Genomic DNA, 19,757 nt, shown 5'->3' with positions numbered 1-19,757 from the left:
AATACATCATGTTAAAAAAATCTATACTTTTTGCTGGTTTACTATTCACAGGATTAAGTTTTGCGCAGATTGGGACAAGTATTCCCACCACCAAGATTGGAGGAAGCGAGTCCAAATGGACATTAGGAGGCTATGCTGGATTAGGAGGAGTTTTTGGAAGCAATGGAGGAGGAACCTCCGTGTACATTGTTCCAAGAGCTGGATACAAAGTAACCAATAACTTCGAAGTCGGGTTAGCCGGTAACTTCACTTGGCAATCGTCTAGTTATTATTCTTCAACCATGTTTGGCGTTGGTCCTTTTGCTAACTATTATTTTGGAAGAAGCGCATATGTTTCTGGATTGTTTCAGGAGTATTTTGTGAATACAAGAGATAAATATTATGACGTTAGATACTCGGATAATGAAGCGGCCCTTTATTTAGGAGGTGGATATATGCAAAGATTGGGTGGTCATGCTTATATGCAGATCGGTTTAATGTATAATGTGTTATACAGGGACGGCAGATCAGTTTTCGGAGGAGGATTGGTTCCTAATATTGGAATCGTTTACGGACTTTAAGACCAAAGCATTCAACACCATATTGTTGAATCATATTTAAATACAAAATGCAGAAGAACTATAGAGTTTTCTTCTGCATTTTTTCTACCCAGACAAATGCAGCTGGACAAATCACCGTATTTTTCAACATGAGATTATTGATTTGAAAAACCTTTTTTCGATCAGTATGAGGATATTCTCGACAAGCTTTTGGACGTACTTCGTAGATGGAACAAGTATTGTCTTCATTCAGAAAAAAGCAAGGAAGATTTTGCAAAACCTTGTCATTGTCTTCATCTACTCTTAGAAATTTGGATTCGAAATCTGCTTGTTTCATCCGGAGATGTTTCGAGATTCTTTCGATGTCTTTTTCGGTATAGAGAGGACCTGTTGTTTTGCAGCAGTTTGCACATTGCAAGCAATCTATTTCTTCAAAAACGTCATCATGGGTCTCTTGAACAACGTAATCCAAGTTCTTTGGAGGTTTCTTTTTGAGTTGATCCAAGAATTTTTTATGCTCTTTCTGTTTTTGAAGGGCTTGCGTTTTATAAAATTGAAGATCCATTACGAGTCACTGGTTGTTAGGGTTGGAATTTCAACTTTTTGATAATCATCTATTTTGCTTAAATCCAAAATGGTTGATTTTTTATCGTCTGCAGGATAATACATTTTTTCGAATTTAGCCCCAAATATAATTTCAGAATTGATGAAAGAGGTGCTTTGTATTACAGTGCTCGAAAACACTTCATCAAATGCTCGAACCTGAACAATGACTTCAATATCGGTTTCGGGGTCTTTGAAGTCGTCTTCTGTAAATCCAAAGAAGGGGGATTCTTCGTCTATTTTGTGAACAATCGTCCAGTTGAGGGAGAGGTTATTGATTTTACTCAATTCTAAGTTTATTCTATAGAAATTACTTTTTCTTTCACCATTTTCATTAACTTCGATTGCTCCAGAAACGATCACTTCTGCATCCGTTAGCGCATTATTTTTAAACGGAGCCATCCGAAACATCAGTGCTGTACCATCTTGATATGGTGCGATTAAGGCTATGTTTGAAAATTTGAGATAAGCTCTTGGTCGCGAGAATCTTCCGTAGAAAAGTCCTGTTGCAATCGCAAATGCCAAAAGACCAATAAAAGCTTCAAAGGTAGCCACAAGACTTGCCAAAAACCCTACAGGTGCAATTCGTCCGTAACCTACCGTGGTGAAGGTCTGAGAACTGAAAAAGAAAACATCAATAAATTCGTTAAGCGGATTGGTTCGGTCGATTCCTGTCAAATGATCGACACCAATCAGATAATAAATAGTTGCAAAAACAATATTGATTGAGATATAACCTATAACCAAATACAAAATAAAACGCCAGGTGGGAAGATTGAGCATCGTGTGATACCAGCTGAATCGTTTTAGGATGGGGACACCTTTTTTCCGAACGTTGGCAAAGCCGTCTTTGTTGATAAAACGTCCTGATGCATTGCTGGAAAAACCAGTGTCTTCCTGCGCTTTTTGTCTTATAATTCTGAACTTTCTTGCCATGATTTGCAAAATTAATATTATATGCGTTACGTCATACCATTTTCGTCAAAATATGGATACTTTTGCGACATGAAAAAGCTGGAAACAAAACAAGATATAGAATTTTTGGTCAATACTTTTTATAATAAAATTCAGAAAGATGAGGTGATAGGATTCTTTTTTAATGACATTGCAAAAGTCGATTGGAGCTTACACCTTCCGAAAATGTATAAGTTTTGGGAAACGCTTTTGTTTGGAGAAGTATCGTATAAAGGAAATCCTATGGCGAAGCATTTTCCAATTAATGAACAAATTCCATTAGAAAAGCATCACTTCGAACACTGGCTAAAAGTTTGGACCACAACAGTAGAAGAAAACTTCGAAGGAGAGACTGCGGAAATGGCCGTTTATAAAGCCAAAAATATTTCTCAGTTGATGGCTTTCAAAATGGAAGTAGCGAGGAAGGCATGATTTTCGAGCTACGCGTGTCGAGGATACGAGTTTTTTAAACTTGGAGTATAGAATATTTTTCTCGCAACTCGAATCTCGTAACTCGCCTTAATTCCAGAAATAAAAATCCTGAAAGTCTGTTAACATGTGAAACAGCAATCCTGCTGCAATCAACCGCCAATTATTTTTCAGAAACAATACACCTAAAGCATAAAATCCAATCATTGGATAGGAGTGTAATGGATGAAATCCAATGCTGTAACGTTTTGGATCAAAAATAGGAGTCGCCAAAAGATGGTCCAAATCCACCAACATCGTGAGCAAGAATATTAAAGCAACCGTTTTCCATTTTTTCTTAAAGAACAACAAAGCCACCACAACTGGAAATACCAGATGCAGGCTGTAATGCCAAATTGATTTAAGGGAAAAGAGAAACTCCATTCAGGTTTTTTCGAGGTTGAAAATTCGGGATAGCTTTCTTTCAAGAAAAGGCTAAAAGCGCAAAATTAATGGAATTTCTTCTTTTTTGAATTGGATTCGGAAGAAATGTTGATTATCCGTATTTCCGTAGAAGAGGTAGGCGATTTTTAGAATATCTTTTTTCTGTTTTTCGCTTATTGTTGAAAAGGAGCGGATCAATTTTTCATTGTTATTGACAAATACGAAGTTTCTTTTCTCTTCGAGTTGACTTTCAATAGGATTAGGTTGACTTTGTATCGTTATTAATTTTCCATTTTTGGAAATTTTATTGGGTTGAAAGGGAATCGCTGTAAATTTATTATCCGAACTAATCCACTTCTTTTCTTGAAACAAAGTCCACAATTTTTCTTGCTCGTCGCTTTTAATCTCTATTGAATAAATTGGTTGAAGGATTTTCTGGTAGCTCACTTTTTCAATTTCATTGAAGTTGTCATCATATTCATACGAAACAATGGTATCATTGATTTCTTCGATTGATGAGGTCAGTGATACCGAACTCATGAGAGGAAAGGCAGCAGAATAATCGTTCAATTGTTTTTTGAAATGTTGGGAAGTCTTGTCAAGAGCCTTTTTGTCTAAACTTGCTTCCAAAAATTGTCTTCTCTTCGCCAAATTTTCAATTAGAGAATTGAAGGTTGAAGTCTCTTTAAGATTAGAAATGGTAATTTCGTTTTCTCCAACTTCTAATGGAAAGTTATTGATTTTGTCTCCATTGATGATAGAAAGACTTCCGTGGGAACCATCTATAAATTGATCGGCATCCAATGTCTTCCAAGTATTTTCGGGCGAACGCATTTGCTTCGCAATCACTCCAAATTCTGAATTGTCTTTGTGATTACCCAACTGTATGAGACACCGCTCACCGATAATCTCAAGCGTAATTTTATCTTTTTTGAAAATATTTTTTCCTAATTTTTCAAAAGCTTCTTGTTTGAGAAATTGGGAGAATTCTTGTTGATCAGATAGCTCAAGAATCAAATTCCAATTGCTGACATCTGTATTTTTTAGGTGAAAAAACTGCAAATAGTCGGGAATTTTGATTCCAGCGTCTTTCATTGAAATTTTGTCTTCCTTGTCTTCTGAAGGACCTCCCCATTCCGATGGATTCATCAAAAGCTCAGAAAGATATAGTCGAGAAACGTTTTTGACATCAACGAGCACGACCATATCTGCGCTTTCAGGGATATATTTAAGTGTTTTGTCCTTATGGAAGAGCAACCAATAGATTGCTACACCAAAAGCCACAACGACAAGAAGAAAAATCCACTTTTTTTTCATTAAAGAACTTTTTTTTCAACCTTACTTTCGATTTCGTCAATGGCTTCAATCATATCGAAGAAATACATGAGGCTGTTTTCTGATTCGGATTGGATATTATAGTTGATTTCGGTTTTGAAGCAACCCTTTTCAATGGTAGATTTCAAATTAAATTGTCCTGTGTTTTCTTTGAAATAGTTGTACATTTCTCTGTCCTCTTGGTCTTTGAACTCTATTCCCATTCCTTGGATTAATTTCTGCACATCAAGACGTCCAAACACTGGATTTCCAGCAGCTTCTTTTGCCCATTTTTTAGCTTCCGAAGATTGAGTTTGTGGAGTCAAATTTTCTAATGTAGTCGTAAGATATACCATTCCTTCTTTTACTCCCATGAAAAGATTTTCAAATTCTGGACTATCTTCTGGCTTGATGTGGTATCCGTTGGCGGTTTTTTTGACGTACTTACTGGTTTCTTTATTATTAGCTATCATATCGAAAACTCGATTCCAGTAACCTTCGTTCTCCGTTACAAATGCAAAGGTAAAATCTGGGATTGCGGCATCTTTCGTTTTTTTGACTTCGATTTCGTTGTAGTCGTCATCGTAGTCGTAATCTGTGTATTCAACCTTCTTGGAGGACAATTTGTTAAGGATGAAAAGGGCATTACCAGGTGCAATTTTTGTAATCGCTTCCTCGTCCAAAGCAATCTTCAAAGTCTCGGTCATTAGACTGATTTCTTTTTGATATTGGTCGCCATCTCCCATAGTGTCCATCAATTCGTAGAGAAAATCAAATGCTTTGTAACCATTGACATTCATTGCGTAATAGCCAATGCTTTTGTCTGAAATTAGTTTTGAAAGTTTCTTGCTTTTCTTTCCTTGATAGAATTCGGACCAAGCTTTTTGTACTTCAGGATTTCTGTTTTTGTAGTTGTTGACTAATCTTACTTTTTCTTGATCAAAATATAAATTATAAGATGAATCCGAATTATAAAATTTACCCATATAACCAAGCCAAGGCAAATGCCTATTATTTCCAAAGTAGGTCTTGGTTATTAGGTTTCCATAGTCTGTATAGACAAATACATCGGAGTTGGGATCTCGAAATTCTAGTTTCTCTTGAGGAACATCAAGTGTGAAATTACTTCTAAAAATTTGGTCAAAATATTCTTCTGTTAATTTCTTCTTGATTTTGAAGTGTTCGACATCAATGGAATCCATCCTTTTTTGATAGTTTTCATAATAGTCGTCTTCTTCCTCCTCTTCAGCTGCGTTTGCCTCTTCTTCCACAGCTTCAGCAGCTTGCTCTGCTGCGTCTTTTTCTGCCTCGGTTGGCTCTGGATCAGGAGGGTAGGTTTTGTTCTTTTCGATATATTTAATGTCTTTTTCTATCCTTTTAATTTCGCCTTTGTGATAGATTGCCTCTTCTTTCAGGTTTTTGATTGCTTCTTTATAATCAAAAGGCGCAGGTTCTGTATATTCGAATTCAGCATATGTGGAATCAGCCACTGCAGCAGTAGAATCAACCACTGCAACTGCGCTATCAACTACAGCTTCAACAGCATAATCATCATCCAAATTAAAAGGCTCCGAGTAACTCATGGTTTTGAGCACGGCGTTTTTGCCATTCCATGCAACAAAAGTATCTTCATCTAAGCTCATATAGGAATAGTTGTTTCTTTTGGTCACTTCGAGGCCTTCTTTTTTGGAAGAAGTAATAAAGTCTAGAAATTTTTGGTTGTTATCTATTTCAAAAAGAGCGTTGTAGGAAGTAATCGAATCATTAACATACGCATAATGATATTGGATTCCGTCATATTTGATTCCGGTTTTGGAATAATCATTCCACGATTCGTTGATATGCTGGTCCTTGGTTACTTTTTGTAGAATCGGATTGAATTTTTCCCAATTAATTTTTTTGTTGATTGACTTTCCGTTCATTTCCATGTAGAAAATGGTGTTTTCTGGAAGTTTAATCTTGCCTTGAGCTATGATTGCAATCGAGCAGATAACTAGGAAAAATGAAAATAGTTTTTTCATGTCTGAGTATTTGATAGCGTGTTAATTAAGGTTGATGTTGTTGTGAAGCGACTTTTTTTGCAGGATAAAATCCAATACGCTTCCATCTATTTTTAATGCCTTTTTGTTAGGCGACATTATATAAGAAGAGTTACTTTGAGATTTGATGGTGTTGTCAAATTGCATGACAGAAGTATATCTTGCATTATTGAAAACTTCTTTGTCCGCAGAACTTAGTTTTTGGTATTCGGTTTTGAAGGTGTTGAACTTATTTCTAGTAAAAGTTTTCCCTTTGTATCCGTATAACTCAGTTGGTACGATGTTGCTAATTACTTTTTTAGCTTTGAGTCTTTCTAGCCCATTATTAATATTTTCGATGTTCTTGAAGTTGCAATTGAGTTTAATAATATAATTGCTGAAATCCATGGTGGTTTTTACATTGCTGATTCCAGGTGTACTCTTAAAAACAGCTTCCGCTTCTTTGACTTTGGCTTCTATTTCTGATTTTTTTGGAACTTTTTTCCCATTGATGGTTTCCATTTTGGAAATTTGGGCGATTCGGGTTTTGCTTTTACTAGCATTAAGAATCAGGGAATATTCACCGCTACCGTCCGCTTTCAGGTGGATTTTGTCCACGATATCAAAGCAACTTGTTAAGGAAAAAAGAATGATAAGGAAGAAAATGTAGAGGAATCTTCTTTGCATATAGTTGTGTTTTTGGGTAAAAGTAAATAATTTGAAAGATAGAAAAAAAAATAATTAGATGATTTATATTTTACCTTTCAGAAAGTCTTGGCGTAAGTCTTCATCCAATTTTTCGATGGCATAACGCAAGGAAGTTCTTGGCATTTTATGATAATGAATTTTTAAAAATTCGATTAATTCGGGTTCGTTTTTATTTCCCATTTCCCTAAGCAACCAACCATTGGCTTTGTGCATCAAATCATGTTCGTGATACAAGTTGTTAATAGCCAACTCTTTAGTTAATTTGTAACTTCCTTTTTTGATGTACCACATGGTTCCAACAATAGCCATTCTTTTGCTCCAAAGAATATCCTCGTCAGATAGTTTTCGTAAAATAATATCATCTTCATTTTCAAAACAATACCTGCCTAAAATTTTATAACACGAACTGTCAACCAAGTCCCAATTGTCGATGTGCTTTTTGTTTTTCAAATAAAATTCGACAATCTCCGACCTCTTTTTCGGGTCTTTGCTTTTTTCATATTTTGTAACCAAAATCAAAAGTGCTGTATGACGATGCTCATGAATTTTTGAAGAAAGAAGTTCCTTTAATTCAGGTAAAGAAATTTTGTTCCAATATTCTTTGGCCACTTTTCTTTGGTCAGGAACCGTTACTCCAATAAATTGGTCTCCTTCTGCATACTCGCCTTTACCTGCTTTAAAAAAACGAGGAAAGAATTCTTTCTTTTCATCGATAGATAGGAAAGATAGGGCTTGTTTAATTTCGGCTACTGTTTTCAAATTTAAAAGATATTATTTCGTGAAATGTCATTCCGGCGAAGGAGGAAGCTCAAACTATAAAGGCGGTGAGATTCTTTCACTCCGCTTCGCTTCGTTCAGAATGACAAAGACTTACTTTAGTTAATTTTCCTCCTCCTCAAAATACTCAAACAAGAAATCGTTATAAGGAAATCTTGAAATATGAATGCGATGAACCTCATCGTAGATCATTTTCTTCATTTCAGGGAAGTTTTCTTTAGTTAAAGCTGAAATAAAAACGGTCGGATTTTTACTTTTCGCCATCCATGTTTTTTTCCATTCGTCTAAAGAAATATTTTTTCTAGTCGACGGAGTTAAATCATCTTCGTCTTTTTTCTCATAACTGAAATCGTCTATCTTATTGAAAACCATAATCGTTGGTTTCTTATGTGCATCAATCTCTTGTAGAATTTGATTTACACTTTCGATATGGTCTTCAAAACTTTCATGAGAAATATCCACCACATGAATCAATAAATCTGCTTCACGAACTTCATCCAAAGTCGATTTGAAACTCTCCACCAATTGCGTTGGCAATTTTCGGATAAACCCAACCGTGTCAGAAAGCAAAAAGGGTAAATTACCTATAACCACTTTTCTTACGGTAGTATCAAGCGTTGCAAACAATTTGTTTTCTGCAAAAACTTCCGACTTCGAAATGGCATTCATCAACGTTGATTTTCCAACATTGGTGTAACCCACCAAAGCAACACGAACCATTTTCCCACGATTCTGTCTTTGGGTTGACATTTGCTTGTCGATGGTTTTTAGTTTTTCTTTTAGAAGAGAGATTCGGTCACGAATTATTCTTCGGTCGGTTTCGATTTCGGTTTCACCAGGACCACGCATTCCGATTCCTCCTCGTTGACGCTCTAAGTGAGTCCACATTCGGGTCAATCTTGGCAAAAGATACTCATATTGAGCAAGTTCCACCTGAGTTCTTGCATAAGATGTTTGAGCTCTTTGAGCGAAAATATCTAAAATAAGGTTGGTCCTGTCAAGAATTTTCACTTCAATTTCTCTTTCCAAATTTTTCAATTGAGATGGAGACAATTCATCATCAAAAATCACAGTATTGATGCCGTTTTCCTTTACATAATCCCTGATTTCTTCCATTTTTCCTTTTCCAACAAAAGTTTTGGAATCGGGCATCGACATTTTTTGAGTGAATCGTTTCTCAACTTCTGCTCCTGCGGTATAGGCCAAAAACTGAAGCTCGTCCAAATATTCCGTCAGTTTGTCTTCGTCTTGGTCTTTCGTAATTAAGCCGACAAGTACGGCTTTCTCGTATTGATGTTCCTTTTTTTCTAACATAGTATAATCTTCGTGGTCAGCATTTTGCTTCGTGCACAACGCAAAGGTAAGAAAACCGTTAAGGTTTCTAAAATTAATCCTGCTGCTTTTCGGAAAACTTCCATTTCATCCAAAGCATTATCACAGCTGTAAAAAAAACGACAATATTGGTGAGCAAAACAGAGATGCTATCCTTCATGATTCCATAGCCTATCCAAATAATGGTGCTGGCAACCACGATAAGAAACGTAGAAACCGAAATGTCCTTTACGGAGCGGGACTTCCACGTTTTAAAAATTTGAGGAACAAAGGTAATACATGATAGCGTTCCTCCTATTAAGCCTAATATTTCTGGGTTAAAATCCATATCAAAAAATAATTTAGTTCAAACGTACAATATCAATCCCAATCTGCGGCAACAAATTTCATTTCGTTACCTTTTTCGTCATAGAGCGTAAGAAAGTGACCTTCAATTTTATAATGAGTGCTTGCAAGCAATTGTTTATCGAAAGTGGTTTCAAAATCCTTTGTTTTTTCACAATTAGCCATTGTTGAATAAAAATTTGAAAATCTAACTCCTCCAGATTCATTGAATATCGCCTTGAAACGGATGGAGTTACAGCCAATAAATCCAGTGTAGTCATCACTATGATTTTTGGTTAAGTTAATTCCTATCTTATTTTGCATGAAGAAGTCTTTGGTAAAACCATCAAATTGGACCAGCATCCACTCTCGATTGTGAGTGTCTCCTGCTGATGATTCTGATGTTTTTGGGGTAGAATATGTTGAGCAAGAAAATAGAACGAAGCAAAAGAGTAAACTAATCCATTTCATAATTGATGCAAATAGGTTAATAATCCAAATTTAGCCATTTTATCAAGCAGTTAAACTAAAAATTATTAAATTAGCCACATAAATAATTTTACTATATGAAAAGAATATTTTTACTCGCTACTTTCTTGTTGAGTTTTGTGCAGATGAGGGCAGATGAAGGGATGTGGTTGATGATGATGATTAAGCGTCTTAATGGTGTAGACATGCAGAAAGAAGGATTGCATTTGACACCAGATGAGATTTATTCTGTAAATAATTCTTCGCTTAAAGATGCAATTGTAAGTTTTGGTGGTTTTTGTACAGGAGAAATCGTTTCTAACCAAGGACTTATTTTTACTAATCACCACTGTGGTTATGGTGCCATTGCAGACGCATCAACTCCAGAAAAAGATTATTTAAAAAACGGTTTCTGGGCAATGAAGCAAAAAGACGAAATCAATTCGAAAGGATTGTATGTGAGGTTTTTGGTAAGAATGGGAGATGCAACCGAAAGAATTAACAAGTTGCTTAACAACAGTATGACCGGTGAAGAAAGGAGAGCTATTATTGAGAAAGAAAGCAAAGCACTTCAGGCCGAGAATGGAGAAAATGGTAAGTATACAGTTGTTTTAAAAGACTTCTTCAACGGAAATGAGTTTTATTATTTTGTATATCAGGATTATAAAGATATTCGTCTAGTTGGAGCGCCACCTTCCTCTTTAGGAAAGTTTGGTGGAGATACAGACAACTGGGAATGGCCAAGACATACAGCAGATTTCTCTGTTTTTAGAGTTTATGGAGATGCCAACGGAAATCCAGCTGAATTTTCACCAACGAATGTTCCGTTGAAACCAAAACATTTTTTACCAGTTTCTTTAAAAGGGGTTAAACCTGGTGATTTTGCAATTATTTTAGGATATCCAGGTAGAACCAATCGTTATTTGACGTCTTATGGAATCGAGCAATTGGTGGACAAAGATTATCCAGCTTGGGTAGAAGCATCTAGGTTAGCTATGGATGTTATGAAAAAATATATGGATAAGGAGACTGCAACTAGATTGAATTATGCTTCACAATATGCAGGCGTTGCCAATTACTGGAAAAACAGACAAGGTACTATTGATGCTGTTAAAAAGAACGGGACAATCCAGGCCAAAAGACAAGCTGAGGAAAAGTTTTCGCAATTCGCAGAACGTCCTGAAAATGGAGACTATGAGTATGTGTTAAAAAATATTCAACTATATTATAAGCAGGTTTCTAATAGAAATGTTGAGCGTAATTATGCTTCGATTTTAATGAGAAACGCACAGTATCTTAAGGTGGCGAGTCAATTAGGGTCTATCTTAAATACATATGCAAAGCAAGATATGCAAGGGCGCCTTGATATGAAACCTAAGGTAACAGCTGCAATTGAGGAAATCTACAGTAATCTTAATCCTAAATTAGAAGGAGAAATGCTTTCTTCGCTTGTTGGACTTTATCAAAATAGAGTAGATAAAGAAGAGGCTTCTCCAACTTTGATGGCTCAAGATGCATCTGGGTTAGCCGGATTGGCATCGTCATCTATTTTTGCAAATAAGATTTCAGTTACTAATTTTGTTCTTAACCCGGATCGATTGAAATTGGATGCGGATCCTTTGTACAGACTTGTAGCCGGATTCACTGAAGATTCCCAAAATCTTGCAAAGAAATATAGTTTAGTTGATGATAGTTTCGCAAAGAATAATAGGATTTTTCTTGATGGATTTAGAAAGGCCTTCCCAGAGAAAAAATTCTATCCAGATGCTAACTCAACAATGAGATTAACGTATGGAACAGTAGATAGACTTCCGCAAAGAGAAGATAGAAAGTACACCGGTATTTCTGATAATTTCTATACAGATATGGACGGAATGGTTGCTAAATATGTGAAAGGCGATGAAGAGTTTGACCTTCCTCAAAGAGTTATCGATCTTAATGCGGTTCGTGATTACGGAATTTATGCTGATCCAGCTGGATACATGCCAGTTAACTTCCTTTCTAATAATGATATTACAGGAGGTAACTCTGGATCACCAGTTATTGATGCAGATGGCAATCTCATCGGTATTGCTTTTGACGGTAATAGCGAAGCTTTAAGTGGAGACATTGTTTTCGAAGAAGAGTGGCAAAAGACCATTAATCTTGACGTTCGTTACGTTCTTTGGGTAATGGATAAATATGCAGGAGCAAAAAGATTGGTAAATGAATTGAACTTGATTAAGTCTCCAGAGCAAATTGCTGCAGAAGCTAAAAAGAAAAAATAAGATTTAGGGATTAAATAAATGATAAACCGAAAGAATTTTTTTCTTTCGGTTTTTTTATTTTTGTTCAAAACGATTGATGAAATGGATTCAAAAAAGATTAAATTTTCCGCGGCAATACTTCAACATCAAGATATAAATGCGGCTTATGTGGAGTTTCCTTTTTCTACATTAGAAGTCTATGGAAAGAAGGGACAGGTTAAAGTTAAAGCTATTTTTGATAACCAGGTTCAATACCGAGGAAGTCTTGCCAATATGGGAGGCGGAGTCCACTGTTTAGGGTTAACACAAGCAATCAGAAAGCAATTGAATAAATCTTTTGGAGACATCATTGAAGTTGAACTGCTGGAAGATAAAGAAGAGCGCATTGTTGAAATCCCAGCTGATGTCCAAGAATTACTGGATAATAATTCCAAGGCGAAGGAGCTTCTCGAAGAAATGAGTTATACCCACCGAAAAGAGTATATACGCTGGATTACGGATGCCAAGAAGCCCGAAACCAGAGAAAACAGAAAAGCGAAGATGATTGAAATGATTTTACAAGGAAAAAAAGGAATATGAACAAATACCAATACGAAACCGAAAGGCTTTATCTTAAATTATTTGACGAATCAGATGCTGATTTTTTAGTGGAGTTATACAACACCCCAAAATTTATTCAATATGTTGGAGATAGAAATTTGAGAACAACTGAGCAAGGAAGACAATATATTATAGATAGGTTTTATCCTCAAATTGAGAAGCTTGGTTTTGGGAACTATGTTATTGTTCTCAAGGATAATGGACAGAAGATTGGAGGGGTAGGTATTTTTGAAAGAGAAGGTTTGGATGTCATGGATATTGGATTTAGCTTCCTACCAGAATATGAAGGGAAGGGCTTGGGTTTTGAAGCGGCCAGTAAGTTATTAACTATTGCAAAACAGGACTTTGGCGTTAGCAAGGTGTCTGCAATTACTATAAAAGAAAACCTAGCTTCTCAAAGGTTAATTGAAAAGCTAGGTTTACAATTCAAAAGTTGATTAGACTTCCAAATGATCCCGAAGATCTTTTGTATTACGAAAAAGATTTGTAGAGCTTATCTTCCTAAGGCACCCATCAATCCTCCAAAAATCCCGATCAGGAACATGAAGACATAGAATCCCGCGACAACGATCATCATGATTCCGATGAATTTATAGTGAGATTTTAGGTAAGTTAAAGCATCAGTTAAGGCGTTTGCGTTATTAGATTGAACAGCTCGCTTTGCAAAACTGGCAAATTTATTAAGGTAGTAGATTGGGAAAAAATACAATGCTGCAACCAAGAGATATATAACGGTAAATATTGCTGTTCCACCGAAAGGCATCAAACTATTACTCATCATCGATGCTGATGACCCAACAAATAACATTATTATTGCTGCAAGCACTATAAATCCCAGCCCAATATAACCGAAAATAGATACGATGTTAGCCCATTTTGCGGCTTCTTTCAAAATATCTCTAGCTTGCGTAGTTACTTGGATACCATCAAATTTTTCAAAAGGAGATACGTTTTCTTCCATAAATTTATTTTTTTGCCGAAAGTAAGGAATATTTAGTAATGAAAAAATGATAAATACTCATAATTGATAATTTGTTGTAAAATGTTTTAAAGCCCCTAAACATTCCAAAATTCGCGATCCAAGCTACGATATTGGATGGCTTCGGAAATATGTTGAGGCTTAATTTTTTCTGAATCATCAAGGTCAGCAATCGTTCTTGCAACTTTTAAAATTCTGTCGTAGGCTCGAGCGGAAAGATTCAGCTTTTCCATTGCGTTTTTGATGAGGTTCTGTGATGCTTCATCAAGTTCACAATATTTCTCAATTTCCTTTGGCCCAATTTGAGCATTATAATTGATTTCTAAATCTTTGTAGCGTTCCGTTTGTCGTTCGCGAGCATTTAAAACTCGTTGTCGGATGGTTTCGCTACTTTCTCCTTTTCGTTTATCTGATAATTGTTCAAATTCAACTTTCTGAACTTCGATATGGATATCAATTCGGTCCAAAAGCGGACCAGAAAGCTTATTCATATATCGTTGCATTTCAAAAACTGTTGAAGTATTGTTAGGATCGTCAGGAAAATATCCGCTTGGACTGGGATTCATACTGGCTACCAACATAAAACTTGCAGGGTATTCCACAGTAAATCTCGCTCGAGAAATCGTAACCACTCTGTCTTCTAAAGGCTGTCGCATGACTTCTAAAACCGTTCTTTTGAATTCCGGCATTTCGTCCAAAAACAAGACGCCATTGTGAGCTAAAGAAATTTCTCCAGGTTGAGGATAGCTCCCTCCTCCAACAAGTGCTACATCGGAGATTGTGTGATGGGGGCTGCGGAAGGGTCGTACGGTCATGAGTGATGTTTCTGCACCCATTTTTCCTGCAACAGAATGAATTTTTGTCGTTTCCAAAGCTTCCTTCAAGGTCAAAGGTGGTAATATACTTGGGACACGTTTTGCCAACATCGTTTTTCCACTTCCGGGAGGTCCGATGAGGATGATGTTATGTCCACCAGCTGCAGCAACTTCCATAGCTCGTTTCGCCGTTTCTTGACCTTTAACTTCAGAGAAATCGAATGGAAAAAGATTGATTCTATCTTGAAATTCTTTTCGGGTGTCAATTTCTGTTTTTGAAAGAGGCTTTCCTTCATTAAAGAAATCAATCACTTCACTAATGTTTTCTACACCATATACGTCAAGATTGTTGACGATTGCAGCTTCGCGAGTATTCTGTTTTGGAAGAACAATTCCTTTGAAACCCTCTTCCCTTGCTTTAATAGCAATAGGTAGAACTCCTTTAATAGGCTGAAGTCCGCCATCAAGAGATAATTCGCCCATGATGATGTAGTCACCAATGTTTTCAGCAACAATTTGATCAGAGGCAGCCAAAATTCCTATGGCAATACTTAAATCGTAGGCGGAACCTTCCTTCCGCAAATCTGCGGGAGCCATGTTAATTGTAACTTTCTTTCCCGGAATTTTGTATCCAACATTTTTTAATGCGGCAGAAATTCGGTAACTACTTTCCTTGATGGCGTTGTCGGGAAGACCAACCAGATGATAGCCGATTCCTCCGGTATCAACATTGACTTCGATGGTTATGGTTTGGGCAGAAACACCGTGAATGGCGCTTCCATAGACTTTTATCAGCATTTTAGTTTTTATTTAGAATTAAATTTAAAATAAATTTTTCAAATTCAATACGTTGTGATTATAAAGATAATTATTTTACATTTGTTAGAATGGAAACTATTTTAAATCACATAGAAGCATATAAAAGTCACGACCAAATTTTGGATGCCGCAGAATTTGTTATTAGGACTTTTCGTCTGGAGCACGAAAATTTTGCAGGTTTTGGATTCCGACCTGAGTTGGAAGAGAAATCCATTTTGTTAACAGCAGAAGGTGAAATTGGCGGAAGTCAAGTTGTTAATATTCCGAAAAATTTATTTGATTTTGATTTTAGTTTGGTGGTCAACATGATTGCTCATGAGATGTTGCATGTAAGGCAAAAAGCACCGGGAAATCCTATCGAAGAAAGAAATGAAAGAGAATGGCAAGCTTATTATGAGATGCTTTTCCATAAGACCTTTCCATTGGTTCCAGATGCGCCGCTTTTTAACCAAAAACAATTTGCGCAGAAAGCTTTGGATTATTATCGAAAGATGGGTGAAGGAAGCGAACTTCAGAGTAAATATGCTGACCAAAAGGTAGAAGTTGAACAACTTTTAGATGAGATTCTTATCAAAAGAGGAGAGAAGGAAGCGCCAAGTACCGATGATATCTCGTAATTTAATAATCGAAAAAATTTAGAAATGATTCAGAATATTCCCATTGAGAAAATTTTGTTCTTAGACATTGAGACTGTTCCCCAGTTTGGGCAGTGGACCGAGCTTTCGGAAGCCGAACAGAACCTTTGGGATAAAAAGACGAAATGGCAACGCAAGGATGATATTTCTGCGGAAGAATTTTATCACGAGCGAGGTGGGATCATGGCGGAGTTTGGGAAAATCATTTGCATTTCTGTTGGGATGTTAGATAAAAACAACACGCTCAAAATCAATAGTTTTGCAAGTGATGACGAAAAGAAGTTACTAAATGATTTTGGTGAGATTTTTAATAGTCCAAGACTTCGCGATGTTATCCTTTGCGCACATAACGGAAAAGAATTTGATTTTCCTTGGATTGCGAGAAGATTTCTGATTAACGGAATGCAACCTCCAATTCAGTTTCAGATGTATGGAAAAAAACCATGGGAAATTCCGCACATTGATACGATGGAACTTTGGAAATTTGGTGATTACAAAAGTTTCGTTTCCTTAGAATTGTTGGCTCACCTCTTCGGAATCCCTACTCCCAAGGATGATATCGATGGTTCAATGGTTGCGTCTATCTATTATATAGACAAAGATTTATTTAGAATCATTAAATATTGTGAAAAAGATGTCTTAACTTTGGCGAATGTTTTTCGGCGTATGCGCCAAGAAGATTTATTGAAAAGAAGTGAAAATTAATTTTTTGCCAGTAGCTTTTTGCTAATGGCTCAATGCAAGAAATGAAATATACTGACGAACAAATAGCGGATATTGGCGACCAAATTATCTTAGCTCTTAAAACAGTCTACGACCCTGAAATTCCAGTTGATATCTATGAATTGGGGCTGATTTATGACGTGCAAATTTCAGAAGAGGGTAATGTGAAAGTGGTGATGACTCTTACCACTCCTAATTGTCCAGTTGCCGAATCGCTTCCTCAAGAAGTGAAAGATAAAGTTGCTGAAGTAGAAGGGGTTAACGAAGTTGATTTGCAACTTACCTTCGAGCCGTCATGGAACAAAGATATGATGAGCGAAGAAGCAAAATTCGAATTGGGAATTTTGTTTTAGAAAATTTGCAATCTTTAAAAAGTATACTTAAAAAACATCTCTTAGAGGTGTTTTTTATATTTCTGTAGCTATTGCTTTATCATTTCTACTCCATTCGCTCCAAGAACCCACATAAAGTTGAGGTGTTGTAAATCCTGCGTAATCCAAAGCCAAAATCGTGTGACATGCAGTAACACCGCTTCCACAATGTACAATTAGATTTTCTGGACGGCCTTCTATTAGGTTCAAATATTTTTGACGGAGGATTTCTGGCTTCAAAAACATACCGTTTTCATCCAGATTTTCAGCTAAAGGAATATTAATCGCTCCAGAAATATGTCCCGCTATCAGGTCTATTGGTTCCGATTCGCCATTGTATCGATATGCTTCTCTCACATCAATGACGGTGGCAGAGTTTTGAGATAATTCCGTTTCAACCTCATTAATGTTTTTCATGGGAAGTAACCAATGGTCTGGAATTTTTATGGTCGAAGCGTGAAAATGTGGCAATTCTGAATCTAAGTTAAATTCTTCTTTTTCTGATTGTTGCAAGCCTCCGTTAAGTACTTGGACGTTTTCGATTCCGAAAGCTTTCAACATCCACCACGTTCTCGCTGCGGCGTTGGCTCCTCCTTTGTCATCATAAATTACGACATGAGAATGATTAGATATTCCCAAATCAGAAAGTGTTTTGGCAAAATCAAAAATTTCAGGCAATGGATGTCTTCCTCCATTTGCTGGGTCTTGAGGAATCTGCGCCAAATCTTTATCCAAATCAATAAATCTGGCTCCTTTGATATGTTTTTTCAGATAGTTTTGATAGGCGTCTTTTCCGCTTCTTGCATCAAGAATAACCAAATCTTTGGAATTGAAAATATCCTTCAGTTCGGAAACAGAAATTATTGGATTTACTTTATTCATAATTACCTCGTTCTGCGTCGATCTGTGAAATCTGGCAGATACTCTAAAAGTGAAAAATATCTTTAGCCTTATTATAAGCGGCTTCGAAGTTTAGCAGATTCAATTGGTTCTCAATTTTATCATGAGCCATAAAGTTGATGACTTGTTCAGTTGGCATATTGCCCACCAAATCATCTTTTGCCATTGGACAACCACCGATTCCTTTAATTGCAGAATCAAATCTTCGACAACCGTTATCGTAGGCAGCTTTTAACTTTTGATAAGATTCCTCATAACGATTATGGAAATGTGCACCGAAATTAATTTCGGGATATTTTGCAGGTATTTTGTCAAAAATGAGGGCAATACTTTCTGGCGTTGCAACTCCTGTGGTGTCCGAAAGGAGAATATTTTGTACTCCTATTTCCGAGAATCTTTGAGCCCAGAAATCGACATCTTCCCATTTCCACATTTCTCCGTAAGGATTTCCAAAAGCCATCGAGAAATAGACGTTAAGTTCTTTTCCTTCCTTTCTTGTTACTTCTAAAATTTGTTGAATCTGACCGAAGGCTTCTTCTCTATTTTTATTGGTGTTGCGATACTGAAATGTCTCCGAAATCGAAAACGGAAACCCCAAAATATCAACATTGCCGTGCGAAAGTGCTTTTTCCGAACCTCGAATGTTAGCTACGATCACAGAAAGTTTGGTTTTGGAAATAGTCTTATCGATGTTGTCGATTACTTCTCCCGAATCGGCCATTTGAGGAATCGCCTTTGGTGATACAAAACTCCCGCAATCAAGGACGTCATAGTTAACTTGCATCAACGCATTGATGTAGTCAATTTTTTGTTGTGTGGGAATCATTTCTCCCCAACCTTGCATCGCATCTCGTGGACATTCTGTAAGAAACATAGTTCGATTTTGGATTTTCGTAAAGATACATTTTTTCAGGAATTGCCAAAAGCAAGAAAAACCGCAACTTTAAGCTGCGGCATTGTTTTTTAGTTTGCGACATAGGGTAAGTTTAATAAAATAGCAAGAGCTAAGGGTTTTCATGCCTTGGAAAAGTCTTAGTTTTTATCAAAATAGTTCTTTTTTTATAAAGCTAGTAATTAATAAAATGAAAAAACATAATATAACATAATAGATATTAACCTCTAATGCATGGAAAAAACAAATAAGCCCGCCGAATTTTTCATTTTCGTGAATGAAGTGCATTGTACCAACATATATCAAGCTAATCAACGCTAAAAAAATGATTGAAAAAATAATTATTCTTAAAAACGTATTCTTTTTGAAAAAAAAGTAAAATCCTAAAACCAAAGTTAGATAAACACATACTATTGCAATTTTAATTAGATCCATACTATTTGTTTGATGATATTTTGTATATAGAACAAGATGTTTCTAGAAAATCATATTTTGGATTTACTTCTGTTTTAAAAACCAAGAGTTCAGGTTTATTGTCATTATCAATATCTAAACTATTGAACGAGATAATTTTAGACTCCTTACAAATAAATTCTTTTTTAGTCTCTTTAATGTAATAAAAAGAACCTCCTATTTTCTTTATTTTCAAGTTTCCCACACTAAGATCTGTTTTATGCAATTGATTATTATCAGAATGCCAATCTATATTGACTAACTTATCTGTATCTACAATTTTTGCTAATGGCTCTATCTTTTTTATCAGATCTTTTTTAAGATTATAATTTTCCACTCTTTTACCTCTTAAATAAATATCTTCCCATCCACCACCAACACCTCTTCTTTTCAAATTACCTTCGTCTCTTAAGACGGGATCATTATTATAATAAA

At 36.1% G+C, this 19,757-nt stretch carries 23 protein-coding genes; 8 read left to right on the top strand and 15 right to left on the bottom strand.

The features are described 5' to 3' along the window. Positions 1-8 precede the first annotated feature (8 nt). Positions 9-560 carry a hypothetical protein gene (locus AC4AGG_RS02200; RefSeq protein ID WP_489770341.1) on the top strand — a complete coding sequence of 184 codons (552 nt, stop codon included), beginning with the start codon at positions 9-11 and terminating at the stop codon, positions 558-560. Between the two features lie 58 nt (positions 561-618). On the opposite strand, the gene AC4AGG_RS02195 is transcribed toward AC4AGG_RS02200, so the two are convergent. Both AC4AGG_RS02195 and AC4AGG_RS02190 read right to left on the bottom strand, forming a co-directional pair. After that, on the bottom strand, positions 619-1,104 hold the full coding sequence (locus AC4AGG_RS02195; protein ID WP_489770340.1) for a YkgJ family cysteine cluster protein: 486 nt from the start codon (positions 1,102-1,104) through the stop codon (positions 619-621). Continuing rightward, positions 1,104-2,078, bottom strand: coding sequence for an ion channel (locus AC4AGG_RS02190; protein ID WP_489770339.1), 975 nt, complete (start codon positions 2,076-2,078; stop codon positions 1,104-1,106). Before AC4AGG_RS02190 ends, AC4AGG_RS02195 begins: the two co-directional genes overlap by 1 nt. A gap of 69 nt (positions 2,079-2,147) precedes the next feature. Between AC4AGG_RS02190 and AC4AGG_RS02185 the strand changes: the two genes are divergently transcribed. Then, entirely contained in the window at positions 2,148-2,528 is a 381-nt protein-coding gene (locus AC4AGG_RS02185) for a group III truncated hemoglobin (RefSeq protein WP_489770384.1), read from the top strand. Positions 2,529-2,615: 87 nt separating this feature from the next. Here AC4AGG_RS02185 and AC4AGG_RS02180 read toward each other — a convergent pair whose 3' ends face one another. The 8 genes from AC4AGG_RS02180 to AC4AGG_RS02145 form a co-directional block, all read right to left on the bottom strand. Then, on the bottom strand, positions 2,616-2,948 hold the full coding sequence (locus AC4AGG_RS02180) for a DUF6122 family protein (RefSeq protein ID WP_489770338.1): 333 nt from the start codon (positions 2,946-2,948) through the stop codon (positions 2,616-2,618). A 51-nt stretch (positions 2,949-2,999) separates the two neighbouring features. Further along, complete coding sequence (locus AC4AGG_RS02175) at positions 3,000-4,265, bottom strand: hypothetical protein (RefSeq protein WP_489770337.1); 1,266 nt, start codon at positions 4,263-4,265, stop codon at positions 3,000-3,002. Then, positions 4,265-6,283, bottom strand: a complete 2,019-nt coding sequence (locus AC4AGG_RS02170) for a hypothetical protein (RefSeq protein ID WP_489770336.1) — start codon at positions 6,281-6,283, stop codon at positions 4,265-4,267. The genes AC4AGG_RS02175 and AC4AGG_RS02170 overlap by 1 nt, the downstream gene beginning before the upstream one ends. Positions 6,284-6,304: 21 nt before the next feature. After that, positions 6,305-6,967 carry a hypothetical protein gene (locus tag AC4AGG_RS02165; RefSeq protein WP_489770335.1) on the bottom strand — a complete coding sequence of 221 codons (663 nt, stop codon included), beginning with the start codon at positions 6,965-6,967 and terminating at the stop codon, positions 6,305-6,307. 63 nt (positions 6,968-7,030) lie between these two features. After that, positions 7,031-7,747, bottom strand: coding sequence for a DNA alkylation repair protein (locus AC4AGG_RS02160; protein ID WP_489770334.1), 717 nt, complete (start codon positions 7,745-7,747; stop codon positions 7,031-7,033). Positions 7,748-7,867: 120 nt separating this feature from the next. Beyond that, positions 7,868-9,079, bottom strand: a complete 1,212-nt coding sequence (hflX, locus tag AC4AGG_RS02155) for a GTPase HflX (protein ID WP_489770333.1) — start codon at positions 9,077-9,079, stop codon at positions 7,868-7,870. Positions 9,080-9,152: 73 nt separating this feature from the next. Beyond that, the gene (locus AC4AGG_RS02150; RefSeq protein WP_489770332.1) at positions 9,153-9,425 is read right to left on the bottom strand and encodes a SemiSWEET family sugar transporter; all 273 of its coding nucleotides are present in this window, start codon (positions 9,423-9,425) and stop codon (positions 9,153-9,155) included. A 32-nt stretch (positions 9,426-9,457) separates the two neighbouring features. Beyond that, the gene (locus AC4AGG_RS02145; RefSeq protein ID WP_489770331.1) at positions 9,458-9,892 is read right to left on the bottom strand and encodes an META domain-containing protein; all 435 of its coding nucleotides are present in this window, start codon (positions 9,890-9,892) and stop codon (positions 9,458-9,460) included. 95 nt (positions 9,893-9,987) lie between these two features. Between AC4AGG_RS02145 and AC4AGG_RS02140 the strand changes: the two genes are divergently transcribed. The 3 genes from AC4AGG_RS02140 (at position 9,988) to AC4AGG_RS02130 (ending at position 13,172) form a co-directional block, all read left to right on the top strand. Further along, complete coding sequence (locus AC4AGG_RS02140) at positions 9,988-12,156, top strand: S46 family peptidase (RefSeq protein WP_489770330.1); 2,169 nt, start codon at positions 9,988-9,990, stop codon at positions 12,154-12,156. 81 nt (positions 12,157-12,237) lie between these two features. Then, positions 12,238-12,714, top strand: coding sequence for a YdeI/OmpD-associated family protein (locus AC4AGG_RS02135; RefSeq protein ID WP_489770329.1), 477 nt, complete (start codon positions 12,238-12,240; stop codon positions 12,712-12,714). Then, positions 12,711-13,172 (top strand): GNAT family N-acetyltransferase, encoded by a 462-nt coding sequence (locus AC4AGG_RS02130; protein ID WP_489770328.1) that lies wholly within the window; start codon positions 12,711-12,713, stop codon positions 13,170-13,172. The genes AC4AGG_RS02135 and AC4AGG_RS02130 overlap by 4 nt, the downstream gene beginning before the upstream one ends. Positions 13,173-13,228: 56 nt before the next feature. Here the strand turns inward: AC4AGG_RS02130 and AC4AGG_RS02125 are convergent, their stop codons facing one another. Then, entirely contained in the window at positions 13,229-13,696 is a 468-nt protein-coding gene (locus AC4AGG_RS02125; protein WP_489770327.1) for a DUF5362 family protein, read from the bottom strand. 95 nt (positions 13,697-13,791) lie between these two features. Further along, on the bottom strand, positions 13,792-15,327 hold the full coding sequence (locus tag AC4AGG_RS02120) for a YifB family Mg chelatase-like AAA ATPase (RefSeq protein ID WP_489770326.1): 1,536 nt from the start codon (positions 15,325-15,327) through the stop codon (positions 13,792-13,794). 89 nt (positions 15,328-15,416) lie between these two features. Between AC4AGG_RS02120 and AC4AGG_RS02115 the strand changes: the two genes are divergently transcribed. Genes AC4AGG_RS02115 through AC4AGG_RS02105 form a run of 3 tightly spaced genes read left to right on the top strand, consistent with a single transcriptional unit; the run spans position 15,417 to position 17,059 of the window. Continuing rightward, positions 15,417-15,965 (top strand): hypothetical protein, encoded by a 549-nt coding sequence (locus AC4AGG_RS02115; RefSeq protein WP_489770325.1) that lies wholly within the window; start codon positions 15,417-15,419, stop codon positions 15,963-15,965. A gap of 24 nt (positions 15,966-15,989) precedes the next feature. Further along, a complete protein-coding gene (locus AC4AGG_RS02110; protein ID WP_489770324.1) occupies positions 15,990-16,688 on the top strand; it encodes a ribonuclease H-like domain-containing protein in 699 nt (232 codons plus the stop codon). 41 nt (positions 16,689-16,729) lie between these two features. Beyond that, the gene (locus AC4AGG_RS02105; RefSeq protein ID WP_489770323.1) at positions 16,730-17,059 is read left to right on the top strand and encodes an SUF system Fe-S cluster assembly protein; all 330 of its coding nucleotides are present in this window, start codon (positions 16,730-16,732) and stop codon (positions 17,057-17,059) included. A gap of 54 nt (positions 17,060-17,113) precedes the next feature. On the opposite strand, the gene AC4AGG_RS02100 is transcribed toward AC4AGG_RS02105, so the two are convergent. From AC4AGG_RS02100 to AC4AGG_RS02090, 3 genes are all read right to left on the bottom strand, one after another. After that, positions 17,114-17,959, bottom strand: a complete 846-nt coding sequence (locus AC4AGG_RS02100; protein ID WP_489770322.1) for a sulfurtransferase — start codon at positions 17,957-17,959, stop codon at positions 17,114-17,116. A gap of 43 nt (positions 17,960-18,002) precedes the next feature. Continuing rightward, a complete protein-coding gene (locus tag AC4AGG_RS02095; RefSeq protein WP_489770321.1) occupies positions 18,003-18,851 on the bottom strand; it encodes a hydroxymethylglutaryl-CoA lyase in 849 nt (282 codons plus the stop codon). A 454-nt stretch (positions 18,852-19,305) separates the two neighbouring features. Then, positions 19,306-19,757, bottom strand: a 452-nt coding sequence (locus tag AC4AGG_RS02090; RefSeq protein WP_489770320.1) for a hypothetical protein, incomplete at its 5' end; no start/stop codon positions are given.

It is taken from the genome of Chryseobacterium sp. CG10_8 (genome assembly GCF_058117085.1).
Note: the sequence above shows the minus strand (reverse complement) of the source record. Positions and strands in the feature narration are given on the sequence as shown.